Source organism: Massilia sp. KIM, assembly GCF_002007115.1.
GTDB lineage: Bacteria > Pseudomonadota > Gammaproteobacteria > Burkholderiales > Burkholderiaceae_D > Telluria.
Genome location: NZ_MVAD01000002.1, coordinates 665,664 through 683,343 on the forward strand (window position 1 = coordinate 665,664; position 17,680 = coordinate 683,343).

At 66.8% G+C, this 17,680-nt stretch carries 19 protein-coding genes; 8 read left to right on the top strand and 11 right to left on the bottom strand.

What is annotated here, in order from left to right; genetic code table 11:
* Position 1: 1 nt before the first annotated feature.
* A complete protein-coding gene (locus tag B0920_RS17700; RefSeq protein ID WP_078033972.1) occupies positions 2–805 on the top strand; it encodes an extracellular solute-binding protein in 804 nt (267 codons plus the stop codon).
* 300 nt (positions 806–1,105) lie between these two features.
* On the opposite strand, the gene B0920_RS17705 is transcribed toward B0920_RS17700, so the two are convergent.
* From B0920_RS17705 to B0920_RS17715, 3 genes are all read right to left on the bottom strand, one after another.
* Positions 1,106–1,717: an N-methyl-D-aspartate receptor NMDAR2C subunit gene (locus B0920_RS17705; RefSeq protein WP_078033973.1), complete on the bottom strand. Its 612-nt coding sequence runs from the start codon at positions 1,715–1,717 to the stop codon at positions 1,106–1,108.
* Positions 1,717–3,180 (bottom strand): ribonuclease G, encoded by a 1,464-nt coding sequence (rng, locus tag B0920_RS17710; RefSeq protein WP_078033974.1) that lies wholly within the window; start codon positions 3,178–3,180, stop codon positions 1,717–1,719. The genes B0920_RS17705 and rng overlap by 1 nt, the downstream gene beginning before the upstream one ends.
* A 78-nt stretch (positions 3,181–3,258) precedes the next feature.
* Positions 3,259–3,666 carry a helix-turn-helix domain-containing protein gene (locus tag B0920_RS17715; RefSeq protein WP_078033975.1) on the bottom strand — a complete coding sequence of 136 codons (408 nt, stop codon included), beginning with the start codon at positions 3,664–3,666 and terminating at the stop codon, positions 3,259–3,261.
* A 99-nt stretch (positions 3,667–3,765) separates the two neighbouring features.
* On the opposite strand from B0920_RS17715, the gene B0920_RS17720 reads away from it, so the two are divergent.
* On the top strand, positions 3,766–4,494 hold the full coding sequence (locus tag B0920_RS17720) for an SDR family NAD(P)-dependent oxidoreductase (RefSeq protein WP_078033976.1): 729 nt from the start codon (positions 3,766–3,768) through the stop codon (positions 4,492–4,494).
* A gap of 5 nt (positions 4,495–4,499) precedes the next feature.
* Here the strand turns inward: B0920_RS17720 and B0920_RS17725 are convergent, their stop codons facing one another.
* From B0920_RS17725 to B0920_RS17760, 8 genes are all read right to left on the bottom strand, one after another.
* Positions 4,500–5,123 carry a nucleoside triphosphate pyrophosphatase gene (locus B0920_RS17725; protein WP_078033977.1) on the bottom strand — a complete coding sequence of 208 codons (624 nt, stop codon included), beginning with the start codon at positions 5,121–5,123 and terminating at the stop codon, positions 4,500–4,502.
* Positions 5,124–5,128: 5 nt separating this feature from the next.
* Positions 5,129–5,599, bottom strand: coding sequence for a 23S rRNA (pseudouridine(1915)-N(3))-methyltransferase RlmH (rlmH, locus tag B0920_RS17730; protein WP_078033978.1), 471 nt, complete (start codon positions 5,597–5,599; stop codon positions 5,129–5,131).
* A 6-nt stretch (positions 5,600–5,605) separates the two neighbouring features.
* Entirely contained in the window at positions 5,606–6,277 is a 672-nt protein-coding gene (rsfS, locus tag B0920_RS17735; protein WP_078033979.1) for a ribosome silencing factor, read from the bottom strand.
* Positions 6,277–6,936 carry a nicotinate-nucleotide adenylyltransferase gene (locus tag B0920_RS17740; RefSeq protein WP_229455708.1) on the bottom strand — a complete coding sequence of 220 codons (660 nt, stop codon included), beginning with the start codon at positions 6,934–6,936 and terminating at the stop codon, positions 6,277–6,279. Before B0920_RS17740 ends, rsfS begins: the two co-directional genes overlap by 1 nt.
* Entirely contained in the window at positions 6,933–7,844 is a 912-nt protein-coding gene (gene hemF, locus B0920_RS17745; RefSeq protein WP_078033981.1) for an oxygen-dependent coproporphyrinogen oxidase, read from the bottom strand. Before hemF ends, B0920_RS17740 begins: the two co-directional genes overlap by 4 nt.
* Positions 7,845–8,111: 267 nt before the next feature.
* Positions 8,112–9,377, bottom strand: coding sequence for a phosphoribosylamine--glycine ligase (gene purD, locus B0920_RS17750; RefSeq protein WP_078033982.1), 1,266 nt, complete (start codon positions 9,375–9,377; stop codon positions 8,112–8,114).
* Between the two features lie 13 nt (positions 9,378–9,390).
* Positions 9,391–10,116 carry a YebC/PmpR family DNA-binding transcriptional regulator gene (locus B0920_RS17755; protein WP_078033983.1) on the bottom strand — a complete coding sequence of 242 codons (726 nt, stop codon included), beginning with the start codon at positions 10,114–10,116 and terminating at the stop codon, positions 9,391–9,393.
* A gap of 79 nt (positions 10,117–10,195) precedes the next feature.
* Positions 10,196–10,798, bottom strand: coding sequence for a DUF2182 domain-containing protein (locus B0920_RS17760; RefSeq protein WP_078033984.1), 603 nt, complete (start codon positions 10,796–10,798; stop codon positions 10,196–10,198).
* 104 nt (positions 10,799–10,902) lie between these two features.
* Here B0920_RS17760 and B0920_RS17765 point away from each other — a divergent pair, with 104 nt between their 5' ends.
* From B0920_RS17765 to bglX, 6 genes are all read left to right on the top strand, one after another.
* Positions 10,903–11,823, top strand: a complete 921-nt coding sequence (locus B0920_RS17765; RefSeq protein WP_078033985.1) for a DMT family transporter — start codon at positions 10,903–10,905, stop codon at positions 11,821–11,823.
* Positions 11,820–12,248: a methylglyoxal synthase gene (locus tag B0920_RS17770; protein ID WP_078033986.1), complete on the top strand. Its 429-nt coding sequence runs from the start codon at positions 11,820–11,822 to the stop codon at positions 12,246–12,248. The genes B0920_RS17765 and B0920_RS17770 overlap by 4 nt, the downstream gene beginning before the upstream one ends.
* Positions 12,249–12,258: 10 nt before the next feature.
* The gene (locus B0920_RS17775; protein WP_078033987.1) at positions 12,259–13,236 is read left to right on the top strand and encodes a quinone oxidoreductase; all 978 of its coding nucleotides are present in this window, start codon (positions 12,259–12,261) and stop codon (positions 13,234–13,236) included.
* On the top strand, positions 13,233–13,376 hold the full coding sequence (locus tag B0920_RS26030; RefSeq protein ID WP_179119215.1) for a hypothetical protein: 144 nt from the start codon (positions 13,233–13,235) through the stop codon (positions 13,374–13,376). The genes B0920_RS17775 and B0920_RS26030 overlap by 4 nt, the downstream gene beginning before the upstream one ends.
* A 131-nt stretch (positions 13,377–13,507) precedes the next feature.
* Positions 13,508–15,427, top strand: coding sequence for a glycoside hydrolase family 2 protein (locus B0920_RS17780; RefSeq protein WP_229455713.1), 1,920 nt, complete (start codon positions 13,508–13,510; stop codon positions 15,425–15,427).
* A 13-nt stretch (positions 15,428–15,440) separates the two neighbouring features.
* A complete protein-coding gene (gene bglX / locus B0920_RS17785) occupies positions 15,441–17,672 on the top strand; it encodes a beta-glucosidase BglX (RefSeq protein WP_078033989.1) in 2,232 nt (743 codons plus the stop codon).
* The last annotated feature ends 8 nt before the right edge of the window (positions 17,673–17,680 follow it).

Below are 17,680 nucleotides of genomic sequence, written 5' to 3' on the forward strand. Positions count from 1 at the left end.
CATGCGCCGCCGCAGCCTGTTCGCGATGTTGATGTCCACCGTCCTGGCCGCGCCGCTGGCGCTCGCCCAGGACGTGATCCGCCTGTCGACCACCACCAGCACCGAGAACTCGGGCCTGCTCAAGGCGCTGCTGCCGGCCTTCGAGGCGAAGACAGGGACGAAAGTCCACGTGATCTCGGTCGGCACCGGCAAGGCGCTCGAGCTGGCGAAGAATGGCGACGTCGACCTGACCCTAATCCATGCGCGCAAACAGGAAGACCAGTTCGTCGCCGAGGGCTGGGGCATCGACCGCCGCGACGTGATGTACAACGATTTCATCGTGGTCGGTCCGGACAGCGACCCGGCGAAGCTGAAGGGCACGAAGGACGTGATCGCCGCCTTCAAGCGCATCGCGGCCGCCGGCGTGAAGTTCATCTCGCGCGGCGACAACTCCGGCACCGACGTCATGGAGAGAAGCTACTGGCAGCAAGCCGGCGTGAAGCCGGCCGGTGCCAACTACGTCTCCGCCGGCCTGGGCATGGGCGAGGTCCTGAACATGGCCGCCGAAATGCGCGCCTATACCCTGACCGACCGCGCCACCTACGGCTCCTACAAGGCCAGGACCGGCCTGGCGATCGTCGTCGAGGGCGACAAGCGCATGTTCAACCCCTACGGCATCATCGCCGTGAACCCGGCAAAACACCCAAAAGCGAACTACAAGGGCGCGAAGCAGCTTATCGACTGGCTCACCTCCCCCGAAGGCCAATCCCGAATCGCCGCCTTCAAACCCACCGGCGAACAATTGTTCTTTCCCTCCGCCCACTAAACACTCCATTCTCCCAAGGCATACAACTAGGGTCAGAGTCGACTTTTTGGGCAATTCCCCAAAGTTGTCAAACAATTCGACTCCGACCCTATTTTTTCTGACCTTGCTGAGTTCGCCGAAGCACAGGACTCGACGGATGCAAGAAAACTCGACTTGATCTACCGTCAGGCTCACCGCTTTTCATTTTCCGCTTGGACAGCAAAAAAATAGGGTCGGAGTCGACTTTTTGGGCAATTCCTCAAAGTTGTCAAAGAATTCGACTCCGACCCCAGTTTTCTTGGGGACGGAAAGCGAGGGGGATCAGGAGGTGGTGGCGCGCTGGAGGTTGGCGCGGGCGGGGGCTTCGAAGCGGGCGCGCAGCGAAGGTGTGGCGTAGATGTGCTCGCGCTGGAAGAAAGCGAGCAGCACGCTGCGGCGCTTGTCGGCATAGACCTCGGGCGGGACCCAGGCGTATTCGGCGCGGATCTGGCGCTCGTATTCGGCAAAGCGCGCTGGCGGGGCGCCCAGTATCGCCAGGTCGATGTCGGTCAGCAGGGCGGCGTCGAGCGTGGCGGGCAGGGCGTTGTGGCGGGTCGCCATGATCAGGGCGTGGATGCGCTCGCAGGCCTCCGCGGCGAGGCCAGCCTCGCGCAGGGAGCTTACGGCCCACTGGGCCGAGCGTTCCTCGTTGTCGTGGGCGCGGACCTCGTAGACGGCGTCGTGGAACCACAGGGCGAGCTCCGGCTCGGCCGGGTGCTCGGCCTGTTCCGCGTACTCATCGGCAAGCCGCAGGCATTCTTCCAGATGCTGCAGCGTGTGGTAGTGCCGCTGCGGTTCGCGGTAGGCGGCCAGCAGCGCCTCGAGCAGGCCGGCCGGGGCGCTCGATCCGAGCCGCTTCCAGCTTGCATTCCAGTGCGCCGCCAGCACGTCCATCACATCAGGATCACGTCGTACTGCTCCTGGTGGTAGCCCTTCTCGACCTGCAGCGAGATGCGCTTGCCGATGAAGTCGCCCAGCATCGCCAGGTGCTGGGATTCCTCTTCCAGGAACAGGTCCACCACCTCCTGCGAGGCGACGATGCGGAATTCTCGCGGGTTGAACTGCTTGGCTTCGCGCAGCAGCTCGCGCAGGATCTCGTAGCAGATCGTGCGCGAGGTCTTGACCTGGCCCTTGCCGCTGCAGGCCGGGCAGGGCTCGCACAGGATGTGGGCCAGCGATTCGCGCGTGCGCTTCCTGGTCATCTCGACCAGGCCGAGCGCCGAGAAGCCGCTCACCGAGACCTTGGTGCGGTCGCGCGCCAGGGTCTTCTTCAGCTCGGCCAGCACCGCGTTGCGGTGCTCGTTGTTCTCCATGTCGATGAAGTCGAGGATGATGATGCCGCCCAGGTTTCTCAGCCGTAGCTGGCGTGCGATCGCGTGCGCCGCCTCCAGGTTGGTCTTGAAGATGGTGTCGGCGAAGTTGCGCCCGCCGACGAAGCCGCCCGTATTGACGTCGATGGTGGTCATCGCCTCGGTCTGGTCGACGATCAGGTAGCCGCCCGATTTCAAGTCGACCCGCCGCCCCAGCGCGCGCAGGATCTCTTCTTCCACGCCGTACAGGTCGAACAGCGGACGCTCGCCGGTGTAGTGCGTCAGGCGCGACAGCACGCTCGGCGTGTACACCTGCGCGAAGTCGACCAACCTCAGGTAGTTCTCGCGCGAGTCGACCTGGATGGTGGCGGTTTCCTCGTGCACGAAGTCGCGCAGCACGCGCTGGGCCAGGCTCAGGTCCTGGTAGAGCAGGGTGGTCGGCGGGCGCGTGCGTGCGCCCTGCTGGATCGCGCCCCAGGTCTTGCGCAGGTAGTCGATGTCGGCCTTCAGGTCCTCGTCCGAGGCTTCCTCGGCCTGGGTGCGCACGATGTAGCCGCCTTTCTCGTCGGCCGGCAGCAGGTTCTGCATGCGGGTGCGCAGCAGTTCGCGGTCGGCTTCCTTCTCGATCTTCTGCGAGATGCCGATGTGGTTGTCCTGGGGCAGGTAGACCAGCATGCGCCCGGCGATCGAGATCTGGGTCGACAGGCGCGCGCCCTTGGTGCCGATCGGGTCCTTTATTACCTGCACGGTCAGCACCTGGCCGTCGAACAGCAGCTTCTCGATGGGCGTGGGCGGCGTGCCGTTGCCTTCGTGGCTGCGCGCCTCCCAGATGTCGGCCACGTGCAGGAAGGCCGCCCGCTCCAGGCCGATGTCGATGAAGGCCGACTGCATGCCCGGCAGCACCCGCACCACCTTGCCCAGGTAGATATTCCCCGCCAACCCGCGCGTGAGCGTGCGCTCGATGTGCAGCTCCTGTACCGCGCCCTGCAGGACCAGCGCGACGCGCGTCTCCTGCGGTGTGATGTTGATGAGGATGTCTTCGTTCATGGCCAGCCGTGCAGTGATGTTCAGAGCGACATCATACACGGTGGTCAGGCGGGCGGAGGGACCGTAGCGCCGCCGTTTTCAAGCCGCCGCGCTGCGCCGCGCTTCGTCCTGCGCCACCTCCGGCGCAAGCGCGTCGAAGGCCGCCTGCGCACGCCCGACTTCCTGGCCGTGCGCCTTGGCCCACGCGATCAGGACGGTGAAGGGATCACGCAGGGTTTCGCCCAGCGGCGTGATCGAATACTCGACCGCGATCGGCGAGGAAGAGATCACGTGCCGCCGCACCAGCCCATTGCGCTCCAGGCGCCGCAAGGCTTCGGTCAGCGCCTTTTGCGTGATCGGATCGAGACGGCGCTTGATCGCGTTGAAGCGCAAGGGGTGGGTGCACAGCACGGCCAGGATCAGCACCGACCACTTGTTGGCGATCTGCTCCAGCACCGGGCGGGTGCCGTTGATTTCGGTGAGGACGGTCTCGAGATCGACAGCCATGTGGTTTCCTTTTAGATATCTAGTCTAGACTTGGTGCGTAATTGACACCAAGTATACAAAATGTATCATCAGCCGTCCATTCATCTGAAAGGACACCCCATGTTGAAACTTGAAGGCAAGACCGCCCTGGTCACGGGCGGGAACAGCGGCATCGGCCTGGCGATCGCGCGCCGCTTCGCGGCCGAAGGCGCGCGCGTCGTCATCACCGGACGCCGCCAGGCCCAGCTCGACGCGGCCGTGGCCGGGATCGGCCCGGCGGCCACCGCGATCGCCGCCGACCTGACCCGCAAGGCCGACGTCGAGCGCATGATCGCGACGCTCGGGGATATCGTCGGCCGGCTCGACATCCTCGTGTATTCGGCCGGCGTGGCCGAGTTCTCCCACCTGGCCGACACCACCGACGAGCACCTCGCGCGCAGCTTCGGCCTGAACGTGTTCGGCATGGTGCAGACCGTGACCGGCGCGCTGCCGTTCATGCGGGAGGGCGGGGCTATCGTGCTGGTCGGCTCGATCGCCGGATCGATGGCCAATCCGGGCTATGGCACCTATTCCGCCACCAAGGCGGCGGTGCGTTCGTATGCGCGCACCTGGACGGTGGAGCTGGCGCCGCGCGGCATCCGCGTCAACACCCTGAGCCCGGGTCCGACCGACACGCCGATGTTCGACGCCGTGAGCCTTGACGTGCGCGAGACGATGGCGGCGCGCTCGCCGCTCAAGCGCTTCGCGCGGCCGGAGGAGGTGGCGGATGCGGCCCTGTTCCTGGCCAGCGAGGAAAGCCGCTTCGTGGGCGGCGTCGAGTTGACGGTGGACGGCGGCTTGAGCGCCTGAGGGGCCTAGATCGGGAACCCGGCCTTGCGCAGCAGGGTGGCGGTCTCGAACAGCGGCAGGCCCATGATGCCGGAATGGCTGCCCTCGATGTGCTCGATGAAGACCGCCGCCGCGCCCTGGATGCCGTAGCCGCCCGCCTTGTCGTAGGGCTCCTGGCTGGCGCAGTAGGCGCGGATCTGCTCGGGGCTGAGGGTGGCGAAGCGCACGTGCGAGACCTGGGTGATCTGCTCGGCGATGTCGAGGCCGTGCACGGCGATCGAGGTCAGCACCTGGTGGGTGCGGCCCGACAGGCGTTCGAGCATGGCCACCGCCTCGCGGTTGCTGGCCGGCTTGCCGAGGATCTCGCCATCGATGGTGACGGTGGTGTCGGCCGACAGCACGGGACGCAGCGGCTGGCGGCGCGAGAGCAGCATCTTCCAGCCGCAGGCGCCTTTTTCGCGCGCCACGCGGGCCACGTAGTCCATCGGGTCCTCGCCCGGCAGCACCTCTTCGCTGACGTCGATGCCGCGCACCGGGTCGTTGCGCAATGCCAGCAGTTCGAAATCGACGCCGATCTGACGCAGCAGTTCGCGGCGGCGCGGGCTCTTTGAAGCGAGATAGATCTTCTTGTCGTTGGGTCTCGTGAACATGGCGGTCAGACGCGGTGGTACGGATGGTTCTGGGTGATGGTCCAGGCACGGTACAACTGTTCGGCCAGCATGACGCGCACGATTCCGTGCGGCAGCGTCATGCTGGAGATGCGGATCAGGCCTTCGGCGCGCGCCTTCAGGGCCGGATCGAGCCCGTCGGCCCCGCCGATCAGGAAGGCGGTGTCGCGCCCGTCCTGCTGCCAGGACTCGAGCTGCTGCGACAGGCCGACGCTGGTCAGGTCCTTGCCGCGCTCGTCCAGCGCGATGATGCGCACGCTTTTCGGCAGCACCGCTTCGATGCGCTCGCGTTCGAGCGCCATCGCGGTGGCCGCGGTCTTGCTGCCGGAACGCTCGACCGGCTTGACTTCCTTGAGCACGATGCGCAGCTCGGGCGGCATGCGCTTGACGTACTCGGCGTAGCCGGTTTCGATCCAGGCCGGCATCTTGTGCCCGACCGCGACAATGAGCAGCTGCATCGAGGATTACTCGGTGTCCTTCTTGATGCGGCGGATCACCTTCTTGACCGGTGCGGCGTCGGCCGGGGCGGCGGCCTTCACCGCGCGCTTCGGCTTGGCCTTGGTCGCTTCGACGGCTGCGGTTTCGCTCTTGGACGGCGCCACCTTCACGGTTTTGCCGACCGGGGCCTTCTTGGCCGCGGCCTTCTTGGCGGGAGCGGCGGCGTCAGCCTTCTTGGCCGCCGGCTTGCGCTCGCGCACCGGCTTGGCTTCCGGCTGCTCCTGGTTGGCGGCCAGGTGCTTCGATTTGGTCTTCGGCTCGGCCGCTTCCGCCGCTTCCGGCGTCGACTTGCGCTTGGCCGCGCCCAGCTTCACCGGTTTGTCGCCCCAGATTTCTTCCAGGCGGTAGTACTGGCGGATCGCCGGCTGCATGATGTGGACGATCATGTCGCCCAGGTCCACCAGCACCCATTCGCCGGTGTCTTCTCCTTCCAGGCCGACCACTTCGCCGCCTGCTTCCTTGACCTTGTCGCGCACCGAGGCGGCCAGCGCCTTGGTCTGGCGATTCGAGGTACCCGAAGCCACGGCGATGCGATCGAACAGGCTGGTCAGGTGGGTCGTGTCGAACAGGACGATGTCCTGGCCCTTGACGTCTTCGAGGGCGTCCACGACGACCGTTTGCAGTTTCTTGATATCCATTAAGTTTTATACAGGTTGTGTTGTTGAATATAGTCTAGCACTTGCGGCACCACCAGCGCGCCTGCGTCTGCGCCCGCATCTAGGCTGCTGCGCAGGGCATCGCGGATTTGCGTGGCCGATACGTCGACCGCCAGCGTGTGTGCGAGACAAACTTTTCCGTGCGGCGTATTCCGCACTGCGTCCGGCGTTGCAAGCCGCGCGGACAATTCTTTGGCGACCGCTTCCGGCAGCTGGTCGCTGGCCAGCGCATAGCCGGGGCGCGCCGCGACCCCGAGGTTGGCCAGGGTGAACAGCTCGCGCCAGTCGCGCCAAGTGTCGAGTTTCTGCAACTGGTCGGCGCCCATCAGGAACACGATCGAAGCCTCCTCGCCAAGCTCGGCGCGCAGGCCGCGCAGGGTGTCGACCGTATAGGTCGGCGTGCCGCGCTCGATCTCTTGCAGGTCGATGATCACCTGGAAGGGCTTGCCGGCGAAGGCAAGGTCGAGCATGGCGATGCGGTCGGCGTCGCTGGCCTGCAGCGCACCCTTTTGCCAGGGGCGGGCGGGCAGGATGCGCAACTGGTCCGGGTGCAGCAAATGGACGAACAGCTCGGCCAGTGCGACGTGGCCGACATGCACTGGGTCGAAACTCCCTCCCAGCAAGGCGACGCAGATGGTCACGGCGCCAGCCAGTCCTTGTGGACCAGGAAGTCGGTGGTCAGCGCGGCTTCCGCGCTGCCGGGTTCCGGATGCCAGTCGTAGCGCCATTTCACGATCGGTGGCATCGACATCAGGATCGCTTCGGTGCGCCCGCCCGATTGCAGGCCGAACAGGGTGCCGCGGTCCCACACCAGGTTGAACTCGACGTAGCGTCCGCGCCGGTAGGCCTGGAAGTCGCGCTCGCGTTCGCCGTAGGGCTGGTCCTTGCGCGCCTTCAGGATAGGCAGGTAGGCGTCGAGGAAGCCGTCGCCCACGCTGCGCACCATCGCGAACGACTGCTCGAAGCCCGCTTCGTTGAAGTCGTCGAAGAAGATGCCGCCCACGCCGCGCGGCTCCTTGCGGTGCTTGAGATAGAAGTACTCGTCGCACCAGGTCTTGAAGCGCTGGTGCAGGCTGCTTCCGAAAGGCGCCAGGGCGTCGTGGCAGACCTGGTGGAAGTGGCGCGCGTCGTCCGCGTTGCCGTAGTAGGGCGTCAGGTCCATGCCGCCGCCGAACCACCAGACCGGGTCCTTGCCTTCCGCGGTCGCCTCGAAGAAGCGCACGTTCATGTGCACGGTCGGGGCGTAGGGGTTACGCGGGTGCAGCACCAGCGATACGCCCATCGCTTCCCAGGCCCGGCCCGCCAGTTCCGGGCGCGCGGCCATGGCCGAGGGCGGGAGGCTGGCGCCCATCACGTGCGAGAAGTTCACCCCGCCGCGCTCGATCACATTGCCTTCCTCGATCAGGCGCGAAATGCCGCCGCCGCCTTCCGGACGCTCCCAGGTATCGCGCAGGAAGGGCTTGCCGTCGACTTCTTCGAGGGCTTGCACGATGCGGGATTGGAGGTCGAGCAGCCAGGCTTTGACGGCGGCTGGGGAGGGTGTGGACATGCGGATCTGGGTCGGGAAGCGGAAAAAGTGGGCAGATTGTACACCTGCGGGTGGGTTGGGGTAACTATTGGTGCGGGGTTTTGCGTTGGTGGTGGGTCGTAGAACTTGGGTTCCGGCCTGCGCCGGAACGACGGGTTGAAGAACGAGGCCGAGATCATTGATACCGATTTCTCACCAACTGCCTCAAAACCGTCGTTCCGGCGCAGGCCGGAACCCAAGTTTGCATGCACACCGCCACCGCGTCCCGCAGCAGCGCCGCCAGCAAACTTACTTCACCCCACGCCACCCAATATCCCGCCGATACTGCGCCCCATTGAAGTGAATCTTCTCCACGGACTCGTACGCCTGCTTCTGCGCCATCTTGACGCTGTCGCCCAGCCCCACCACGCACAGCACGCGCCCGCCGTTGGTCTGCAGGGTGCCTCCCACCAGGCGGGTGCCCGCATGGAAGGTCACGCACTCCGGCGTCTCGGCTGGGATGCCGTCGATGATGTCGCCCTTGCGCGGGTTGTTCGGGTAGCCTTCGGCCGCCATCACCACGCCCACGGCGGTGCGGCGGTCCCATTCGAGCTCCACCGCGTCCAGGGTGCCGCTGCAGGCGTGGTCGACCACGCTCAGGAAGTCGCTCTTCAGGCGCGCCATGATCGGCTGGGTCTCCGGGTCGCCCATGCGGCAGTTGAATTCCAGCGTCTTCGGGTTGCCCTCGGCGTCGATCATCAGGCCGGCGTACAGGAAGCCGGTGTAGTTGATGCCGTCCTTGGCCATGCCCTGGATGGTCGGGTGGATGATCTCGCGCATCACGCGCGCGTGCATCGACGGGGTCACGATCGGGGCAGGGGAGTAGGCGCCCATGCCGCCCGTGTTCGGGCCCTGGTCATGGTCCTTCAGGCGCTTGTGGTCCTGGCTGGTCGCCAGGGCCAGCACGTTCTTGCCGTCGCACATGACGATGAAGCTGGCTTCTTCGCCGGCCAGGAATTCCTCGATCACGATGCGCGCGCCGGCGTCGCCGAAGGCGTTATCCGACAGCATGTGGTCGACCGCGGCATGCGCTTCTTCCAGCGTCATCGCCACCACCACGCCCTTGCCGGCGGCCAGGCCGTCGGCCTTGATCACGATCGGCGCGCCGTTGGCGTCGACGTAGGCGTGGGCCTGGGCGGCGTCCGAGAAGCTCTGGTACTTGGCGGTCGGGATCCCGTGGCGCTGCATGAAGGCCTTGGCGAAGTCCTTCGAGCTCTCCAGCTGGGCCGCTTCGCGGGTCGGGCCGAAGATCTTCAGGCCGCGCGCGCGGAACAGGTTGACGATGCCGGCCGCCAGCGGGGCTTCCGGGCCGACCAGGGTCAGGCCCACGTTCTCGGCCACCACGAAGTCGGCAAGGGCGGCGGGATCGGTGATCTCGATGTTCACCAGGCGCGGGTCGACCGCGGTGCCGCCGTTGCCCGGCGCGACGAACACGGTCTGGACGCGTTCCGATTGGGCCAGTTTCCAGGCCAGGGCGTGTTCGCGGCCGCCCGAGCCGATGACGAGGATTTTCATGGGGTGGTCCGGGTTATTCTTCGATCACGGCGTTGGTGTACACCTCCTGGACGTCGTCCAGGTTCTCCAGCGCGTCGAGCAGCTTCTGCATCTTGAGCGCGTCTTCGCCGGTGAACACGGTCTCGGTCGCCGGCTTCATGATGACTTCGGCCACCTCGGCCTTGAAGCCGGCCTTTTCCAGCGCTTCCTTCACGCCGGCGAAGGCGTGCGGGTCGCACAGCACTTCAAAGCCGCCTTCTTCGTCCTGCACCACATCGTCGGCGCCGGCTTCGAGCGCGGCTTCCATCAGCTTGTCCTCTTCGACGCCGGGGGCGAACAGGAACTGGCCGGTGTGCTTGAACATGAAGGCCACCGAGCCTTCGGTGCCCATGTTGCCGCCGTATTTGCTGAAGGCGTGGCGCACTTCGGCCACGGTGCGCACGCGGTTGTCGGTCATGCAGTCGACGATGATCGCCGCGCCGCCGATGCCGTAGCCTTCGTAGCGCACTTCCTCGTAGTTGGCGCCTTCGAGGCCGCCCGAACCGCGCTGGATCGCACGGTTGACGTTATCCTTCGGCATATTCGCATCGGCCGCCTTTTCCACCGCCAGGCGCAGGCGCGGGTTGGCGTTGACGTCGCCGCCGCCCATGCGCGCGGCCACGGTGATTTCCTTGATCAGGCGCGTCCAGATCTTGCCGCGCTTGGCGTCGGTGGCGGCCTTCTTATGCTTGATGTTGGCCCATTTGCTGTGTCCAGCCATGTCGAGAATTCCTTAGAGGGATTGCAAGAATGGCCGACATTCTAACATAGGCCCCCCTCCCCAAAATGGCGGAGCCGACTCACGGAAACAACAAACGGGTGCCCCAGGCCAGCAGCGCGAGCCCGCCCGCGCAGGCGATCCAGTGCCCGCTGTCGGCGCGCAGTTCGACCGGCGCCAGCAGCAGGATCGCGGCCAGCGCCACCGGGTTGGCGGGGCCCGCAGCCAGCGGCAGCAGCATCAGCAGGCCGAAGCAGCCCAGGCTGAGGCGCGCGTGCAGCATGCCCCGGCCGAGCGCGCCCAGAAAGCCGTCGCGCCAGCCGGCCAGCAGGCCCGGCATCGGCGCGCGGCAGTGCTCGAGGCAGGCATGCTTGGCCGGCAGCCACTGGTAGACCCCGGCCACCACCAGGGCCAGGCCGACCGCGGCGGGGTGGTCGAGGGCGAGCGCATCGTCGAGCAGGCCGGCGCGGTGCAGGGACCAGTGCAGCAGCGCGAGCGAGCCGGCGAAGGCCGCGCACACCAGCACGTGGCCGAGCACGAACAGCAGGGTGCGCAGGCCGCGCCAGTCGAGGGCGCGCCGCTGCAGCATGCGCGCGAACACCAGGGTGGCGCGGCTCGACAGCGGCAGCATCACGGCGGTGCAGATGCCGGCCCACAGGGCGAAGACCAAGCTAAGGGAAGGCATGATGGCGGGCTCCTGTCGTTGATCTCGACAGTTCGACCAGGAAGCGCGGCCGACGTTCGGCGGCCCCGTCAGCGCGCTTCGCCCAGCCGTTCTACAATCGACGGATGAACCAAAGCGCCGCCCCCCATTCCGCCTCTTCCCTGCCACGCCCGGTCCTGATCGCCGGCCTGTCGATCGCGATCGGCGGCGCGATCCTGTTTTCCACCAAGGCCATCGTCGCCAAGCTGCTCTACAGGTACCACATCGACGCGGTCACCCTGATCGCGTTCAGGATGCTGTTCTCGCTGCCCGTGTTCGCCGCGGTCGCGCTGTGGAAGATGCGCACCGGGCCGGCGCTCTCGCCCGGCGACCGCTGGCGCCTGGCGGGCCTGGGCCTGGTCGGCTACTACCTGTCGAGCTATCTCGACTTCCTCGGCCTGCAGCACATCACGGCCGGCCTCGAGCGCCTGATCCTGTTCCTGACGCCGACCTTCGTCCTGGCCATCAACGCCATCTTCTTCAAGCGCCGCATCGCGCCGGTCGAGTGGGCGGCGCTGCTGCTGGCCTATTGCGGCATCGTGCTGGTCTTCGTGCACGACCTGGAGGGCGGCTCCGGCAGCACGGTGCTCGGTTCCCTGTGCGTGCTGGGCTCGGCGGTCTCGTATGCGATCTACCTGCTCGGCTCGGGCGAGATGGTGCGCCGCATCGGCTCGCTGCGCCTGGTCGCGTATGCGATGTGCGTGTCGAGCGCGGCCTGCATCCTGCAGTTCTTCCTGCTGCGCCCGGCCTCGATGCTGGTGCAGCCGGCGCCCGTTTACTGGCTCTCGCTCGTGAATGCGGTATTCTGTACCATCTTCCCCGTGTTTATGACCATGGTCGCGGTGCAGCGCATCGGCGCGGCGACCGCCTCGCAGGCAGGCATGATCGGGCCGGTGTCGACGCTCTTCCTCGGCGCCCTCATCCTCGGGGAGCCGATCACGGCGGTGCAGCTGGCCGGCACCGCGCTCGTGCTTGTGGGGATTTATCTGCTGTCGCTAAAAAAATGACGAAACCGACCCTGACCAACGCAGCACAGAACGCACCCAGAATCGCGCTCATCGCGCACGACAAGAAGAAAGACGACATGATCACGCTCGCGGGCGAGTTCCGCGAGTTCCTGGAGACCTGCATCCTGTCGGCCACCGGCACCACCGGCGGGCGCCTCGCCAACGAGCTCGGACTCACCGTCGAGCGCAAGCACTCCGGCCCGGTGGGCGGCGACCTGCAGATCGGCGCCCAGCTGGTCGACGGCGAGATCGACTGCGTGATCTTCCTGCGCGACCCGATGACGCCCCAGCCCCACGAGCCCGACATCAATGCCCTGGTGCGCGCCTGCGACGTGCACAACGTCGCCTGCGCCACCAACGTCTCGACCGCGCGCCTGGTGCTGTCGGAACTCCGGCGCACCCATGCGTCCAACGCTCAGCAATAAGGAGGCCCTCATGCGCGCCAAAGCGATTCGGATCGCCGCCCACGGCGGCCCCGAAGTGATGGAATATGTCGACGTCGAGGTGGGCCAGCCGGCGCCGGGCGAAGCCCTGGTGCGCCAGCACGCGATCGGCCTGAACTACATCGACGTGTACTTCCGCACCGGCCTGTATCCGCAGCCGCTGCCGGGCGGGCTGGGCCAGGAAGCGGCCGGCGTGGTCGAGGCGGTGGGCGAGGGCGTCGGCCACCTGCGGCCGGGCGACCGTGTGGCCTATGCGGGCGGGGCGCCGGGCGCCTACGCCGAGCTGCGCAATGTGCCGGCCGGGCAGCTGGTCAAGCTGCCGGATGCGGTGTCCTTCGAGACCGCCGCCGCCATGCTGCTGCAGGGCCTGACCGTGCAATACCTGTTCCGCAGCACCTACCCGCTCAAGGGCGGCGAGACCATCCTGTTCCACGCGGCGGCCGGCGGCGTCGGCCTGATCGCCTGCCAGTGGGCGCGCGCCCTCGGCGTGAACCTGATCGGCACCGTGGGCTCGAAGGAAAAGGGCGAGCTGGCGCTGGCGCACGGGGCATCCCACGTCATCAACTACAACGAGGAAGACATCGTGGCCCGCGTGCGCGAGCTGACCGGCGGCGCCGGCGTGCCGGTGGTCTACGACTCGGTGGGCAAGGACACCTTCTTCCGCTCGCTCGACTGCCTGCGGCCGCGCGGCCTGATGGTCAGCTTCGGCAATTCCTCGGGCGCGGTCGAGCCCTTCGCGCCCAACGAACTGGCCAAGCGCGGCTCGCTCTACCTGACCCGGCCGACCCTGGGCGCCTACGCATCCACCCGCGAGGAGCTGGAAGCCATGGCTGCCGACCTGTTCGACATGGTCGGCAGCGGCAAGATCAAGGTCGAGGTGCGCCAGACCTTCCCGCTGGCCCAGGTGGCCGAAGCCCATCGCGCCCTCGAAGCGCGCCGCACCACCGGTTCGACGGTGCTGCTGCCATGAGGGACACCCGCGGAGACGAGGGGCCGCCGCCGTCCGGCGGCGATGACGCTCCCAAGTTCGGCCGGCTCCTGATCGTGCTGGCTGCGGCGCTGGTGATGATCGTCGCCATCACCTTCGCCTCGGAAGCCTGGTTCAGCTGATCCATCGCCCCTTGGGGCGCATGCAGGCCGGATTGACAAGCAGATAAGCTCGGTCTAGCATGAACGCTCGATAATGATACCGGTACCAAGCGCTTGCCCGCGTCGGCTGGCACCGGCACAAGGAGACGAGAATGGAGCTGTTCGGGAAGGCGCTCGGTGGGGCGCTCGGTGGTGCGCTAGGTGGTGCGCTTGGTGCATTGTGCGTGGCGGCCTTGTCCTGGTGCCCGCCGGCGGCGGCGCAGCAGTCCGGCGCTCAAGCCGCCCCTGCGGCGCAGGCCGCGCCTGCGCCGGGCATGCCGTTGCTGCAAAACGTCCATGGCCGCCAGCACCTGAGCCTCAACGGCCGCTGGAACTACATCATCGACCCCTACGAGACCGGCTTCTACGACTACCGGCGCGAGCCCTTCGACAAGTCCCCGAGCGGCAAGGGCGGCTTCTACGAGGATCTCAAGCCCAGGAACAAGAGCGAATGGGTGGAGTACGACTTCGACCTCTCGCCCACGCTCCAGGTGCCGGGTGACTGGAACTCCCAGGCCGAGAGGCTTTCCTTCTACGAGGGCACGGTGTGGATGCGCCAGGTCTTCCAGGCCGAGCCCAAGGCGGGCAGCAATTACATCCTCTACTTCGGCGCCGTCAACTACGAGGCCCACGTCTACCTGAACGGCAAGAAGCTGGGCGTGCACAAGGGCGGCTTCACGCCTTTCCAGTTCGACGTCACCGGCAAGTTGAACAAGGGCCGCAACTTCGTCGTGGTCAAGGCCGACAACACCCGCAGGCAGGACGAGATCCCGACCGTGAACACCGACTGGTGGAACTACGGCGGCATCACGCGCGACGTGCTGCTGGCCGAGCTGCCGGCGACCTACATCGCCGACTACAAGCTGCAGCTCGCCAAGGGAGACCTCAAGCGCATCGAGGGCTACGTCCAGCTGGCCGGCGCCCAGCCCCAGCAAAGCGTGAGCGTGACGATCCCGGAAGCGAAGATCAGCACCACGGTCAGGACCGACGCCGGCGGGCGCGCCGCGATCAGCATTCCGGTGTCGACGCTGCGCTACTGGTCGCCGGACGACCCCAAGCTCTACGGCGTGCGGATCGCGGCCGGCCCGGACAGCGTGGACGACAAAGTGGGCTTTCGCACCATCGAGACCCGCGGCAAGGACATCCTGCTGAACGGGAAGTCGATCTTCCTGCGCGGGATCTCGCTGCACGACGAGAACCCCTTGATCGCGGGCCGCCTGCGCGGCGAAGGCGACATGCGCATGATGCTGCAATGGGCCAAGGAACTGAACGCCAACTACGTGCGCCTGGCCCACTACCCGCACAGCGAGCGGATGGTGCGCCTGGCCGACGAGATGGGCCTGCTGGTCTGGGCCGAGGTGCCGGTCTACTGGACCATCTCGTGGACCAATCCGGACACCTACCGCAACGCCAGCGCGCAGCTCACCGACCTGGTGGTGCGCGACAAGAACCGCGCCAGCGTGATCGTGTGGTCGATCGGTAACGAGACGCCGGTGAGCGAGCCGCGCAACCTCTTCATGGGCCGGCTGGCCGACACGGTGCGCAAGCTGGACGACACCCGGCTGGTGGCCGCCGCGCTCGAGGTGCACCGCGAGGGCAAGGAAGTGGTGGTCGAAGATCCGCTGGCCGACAAGCTCGACCTGGCCAGCTTCAACGAGTACGCCGGCTGGTACTGGAGCAACACCAAGGACATGCTGAACTACCGCTTCAACATCAAGTACGACAAGCCGGTGGTGGTCACGGAGTTCGGCGCCGACGCCCTGGCCGGCTACCATGCCGACGACGAAACCCGCTGGAGCGAGGAATACCAGGACCTGCTGTACAAGAACCAGATCACGATGCTGACCGCGATTCCCGGCCTGCGCGGCATGACGCCCTGGATCCTGACCGATTTCCGCTCGCCGCGTCGCCCGCATCCGTATTTCCAGGACTTCTGGAACCGCAAGGGCCTGATCTCGGAAAGCGGCCAGAAGAAGCAAGCCTTCCATACGCTGAAGCGCTTCTACGACCAGATGCAGCGCAAGTACAAATAAGGGAGGAGGGCTCATGAAGCGAAGCAGCCTGGCGCCGCTGGTTGCGGCCCTGTTCCTGGCTGGCGGCAGCGGCGCCGCCGAAGCCCAGGACCGCGCCATCGAGCGCAAGGTCGAGGCCCTGCTCAAGCGCATGACGCTGGAGGAAAAGGTCGGGCAACTGCACCAGCTCTCGGGGCGCCAGATGACGGGGCCCGGCAGCGAGAAGTTCGCCGACAAGCTGGCCGACATCCGCGCGGGCAGGGTCGGCTCGATGCTGAACGTGAAAGGCGTGAGCGAGACCCGCGAGATCCAGGCGCTGGCCCTGCAGTCGCGCCTCAAGATCCCGCTGCTGTTCGGTCTCGACGTCATCCACGGCTACAAGACCGTGTTCCCGGTGCCGCTGGGCGAGGCGGCCTCTTGGGACATGGAGGCGATCCGCCAGTCGGCCGCGATCGCGGCCAAGGAGGCCGCCGCCAGCGGCATCCACTGGACCTTCGCGCCCATGGTCGACATCGGCCGCGATCCGCGCTGGGGCAGGGTGATGGAGGGCGCCGGCGAAGACACCTACCTGGGCTCGCAGATCGCCATCGCCCGGGTCAAGGGCTTCCAGGGCGAGAAGCTGGGCGCGCTCGACCGCGTGATGGCGACCGCCAAGCACTTCGCCGCCTATGGCGCGGCGATCGCGGGCCGCGACTACAACGCGGCCGACATGAGCGAGCATCAGCTGCACGAGGTCTACCTGCCGCCCTTCAAGGCGGCTGCCGACGCGGGCGTGGCGACCTTCATGAATTCCTTCAACACCCTGAACGGGGTGCCGGCCACCGCCAGTGCTTACCTGCAGCGCGATCTGCTCAAGGGCAAGTGGAACTACAAGGGCTTCGTGGTCAGCGACTGGGCCTCGATCAAGGAGCTGGTCGAGCATGGCCACGCGGCCGACCTGGCGCAGGCGGCCGCACAGGCCATCGATGCCGGCAGCGACATGGACATGGAGGGCTATGCCTACACCCGCCACCTGGCCGACCAGGTCAGGAGCGGCAAGGTGAAGCAGTCGAGACTGGACGAGTCGGTGCGCCGGGTGCTGGTCAAGAAGTTCGAGATGGGCCTGTTCGACGACCCCTACCGCTACTCGGACGCGGCGCGCGAGCAGGCGGCGCTGAACGACCCGGAGCATGCGCGCATCGCGCGCGATGTGGCGCGCAAGACCCTGGTGCTGCTCAAGAACGAGCAGAATGCGCTGCCGCTGTCGAAGGGGTTAAAGTCGCTGGCCGTGATCGGCCCGCTGGCGGAAGCGAAACGCGACCTCGAAGGCGGCTGGATCGTGCAGTCCGACACCAGCCGCGTGGTGAGCGTGGTCGAGGGCCTGCGCGGCGCACTGCCGGACACCCGGCTGCTGGTCGCCCAGGGCTGCGACGTCGCCTGCGCCAGCAGCGCCGGCTTCGCCGACGCGGTGGCAGCCGCGAAGCAGGCCGAGGCCGTGCTGCTGGTGGTCGGCGAATCCTGGGACATGAGCGGCGAGGCCAAGTCGCGCGCCGACATCGGGCTGCCCGGCCAGCAGGCGCAGCTCTTCGATGCGCTGGCGGCAACCGGCAAGCCGGTGATCGTGGTCATGATGGCCGGCCGGCCGCTGGTGTTCAACAACGTGGCCGACAAGGCGGCGGCGATCCTATACGCCTGGTTCCCGGGCGCCCAGGGCGGCAATGCGGTGGCGGACGTGCTGGTCGGCGACTACAACCCCTCGGGCAAGCTGCCGATGAGCTTCCCGCGCAGCGTGGGGCAGATTCCGATCTCCTACCAGCAGTACCGCACCGGACGGCCGGTGGTGAATGAAGCCAACATCGTCTACCGCTCGGCCTACATCGATTCGCCCAACACGCCGCGCTACGCCTTCGGCCATGGCCTGAGCTACACCAGCTTCGCCTACGGCGACCTGGCGATCAGCAAGCCGAGCATGAAGCGGGGCGACAAGGTGACGGTGTCCTTCACCCTGGCCAATACGGGCGCGCGCGCCGGCGAAGAGGTGGTTCAGCTCTACATCCGCGACAAGGTCGCCTCGCTGGTCAGGCCGGTGATGGAGCTGAAGGGCTTTCGCAAGCTGAAGCTGGAGCCGGGCGAGCGGCGCACGCTGAGCTTCCAGGTGGACCGTGACACGCTCTCCTTCCACAACGCGAAGCTGCAGTGGGTGGCGGAGCCGGGCGAATTCGAGATCATGGTGGGGTCGGCGTCCGACGCGATCCGCCTGCGGGGGGCATTGACCCTGTCGGACTGAGGGTGGAT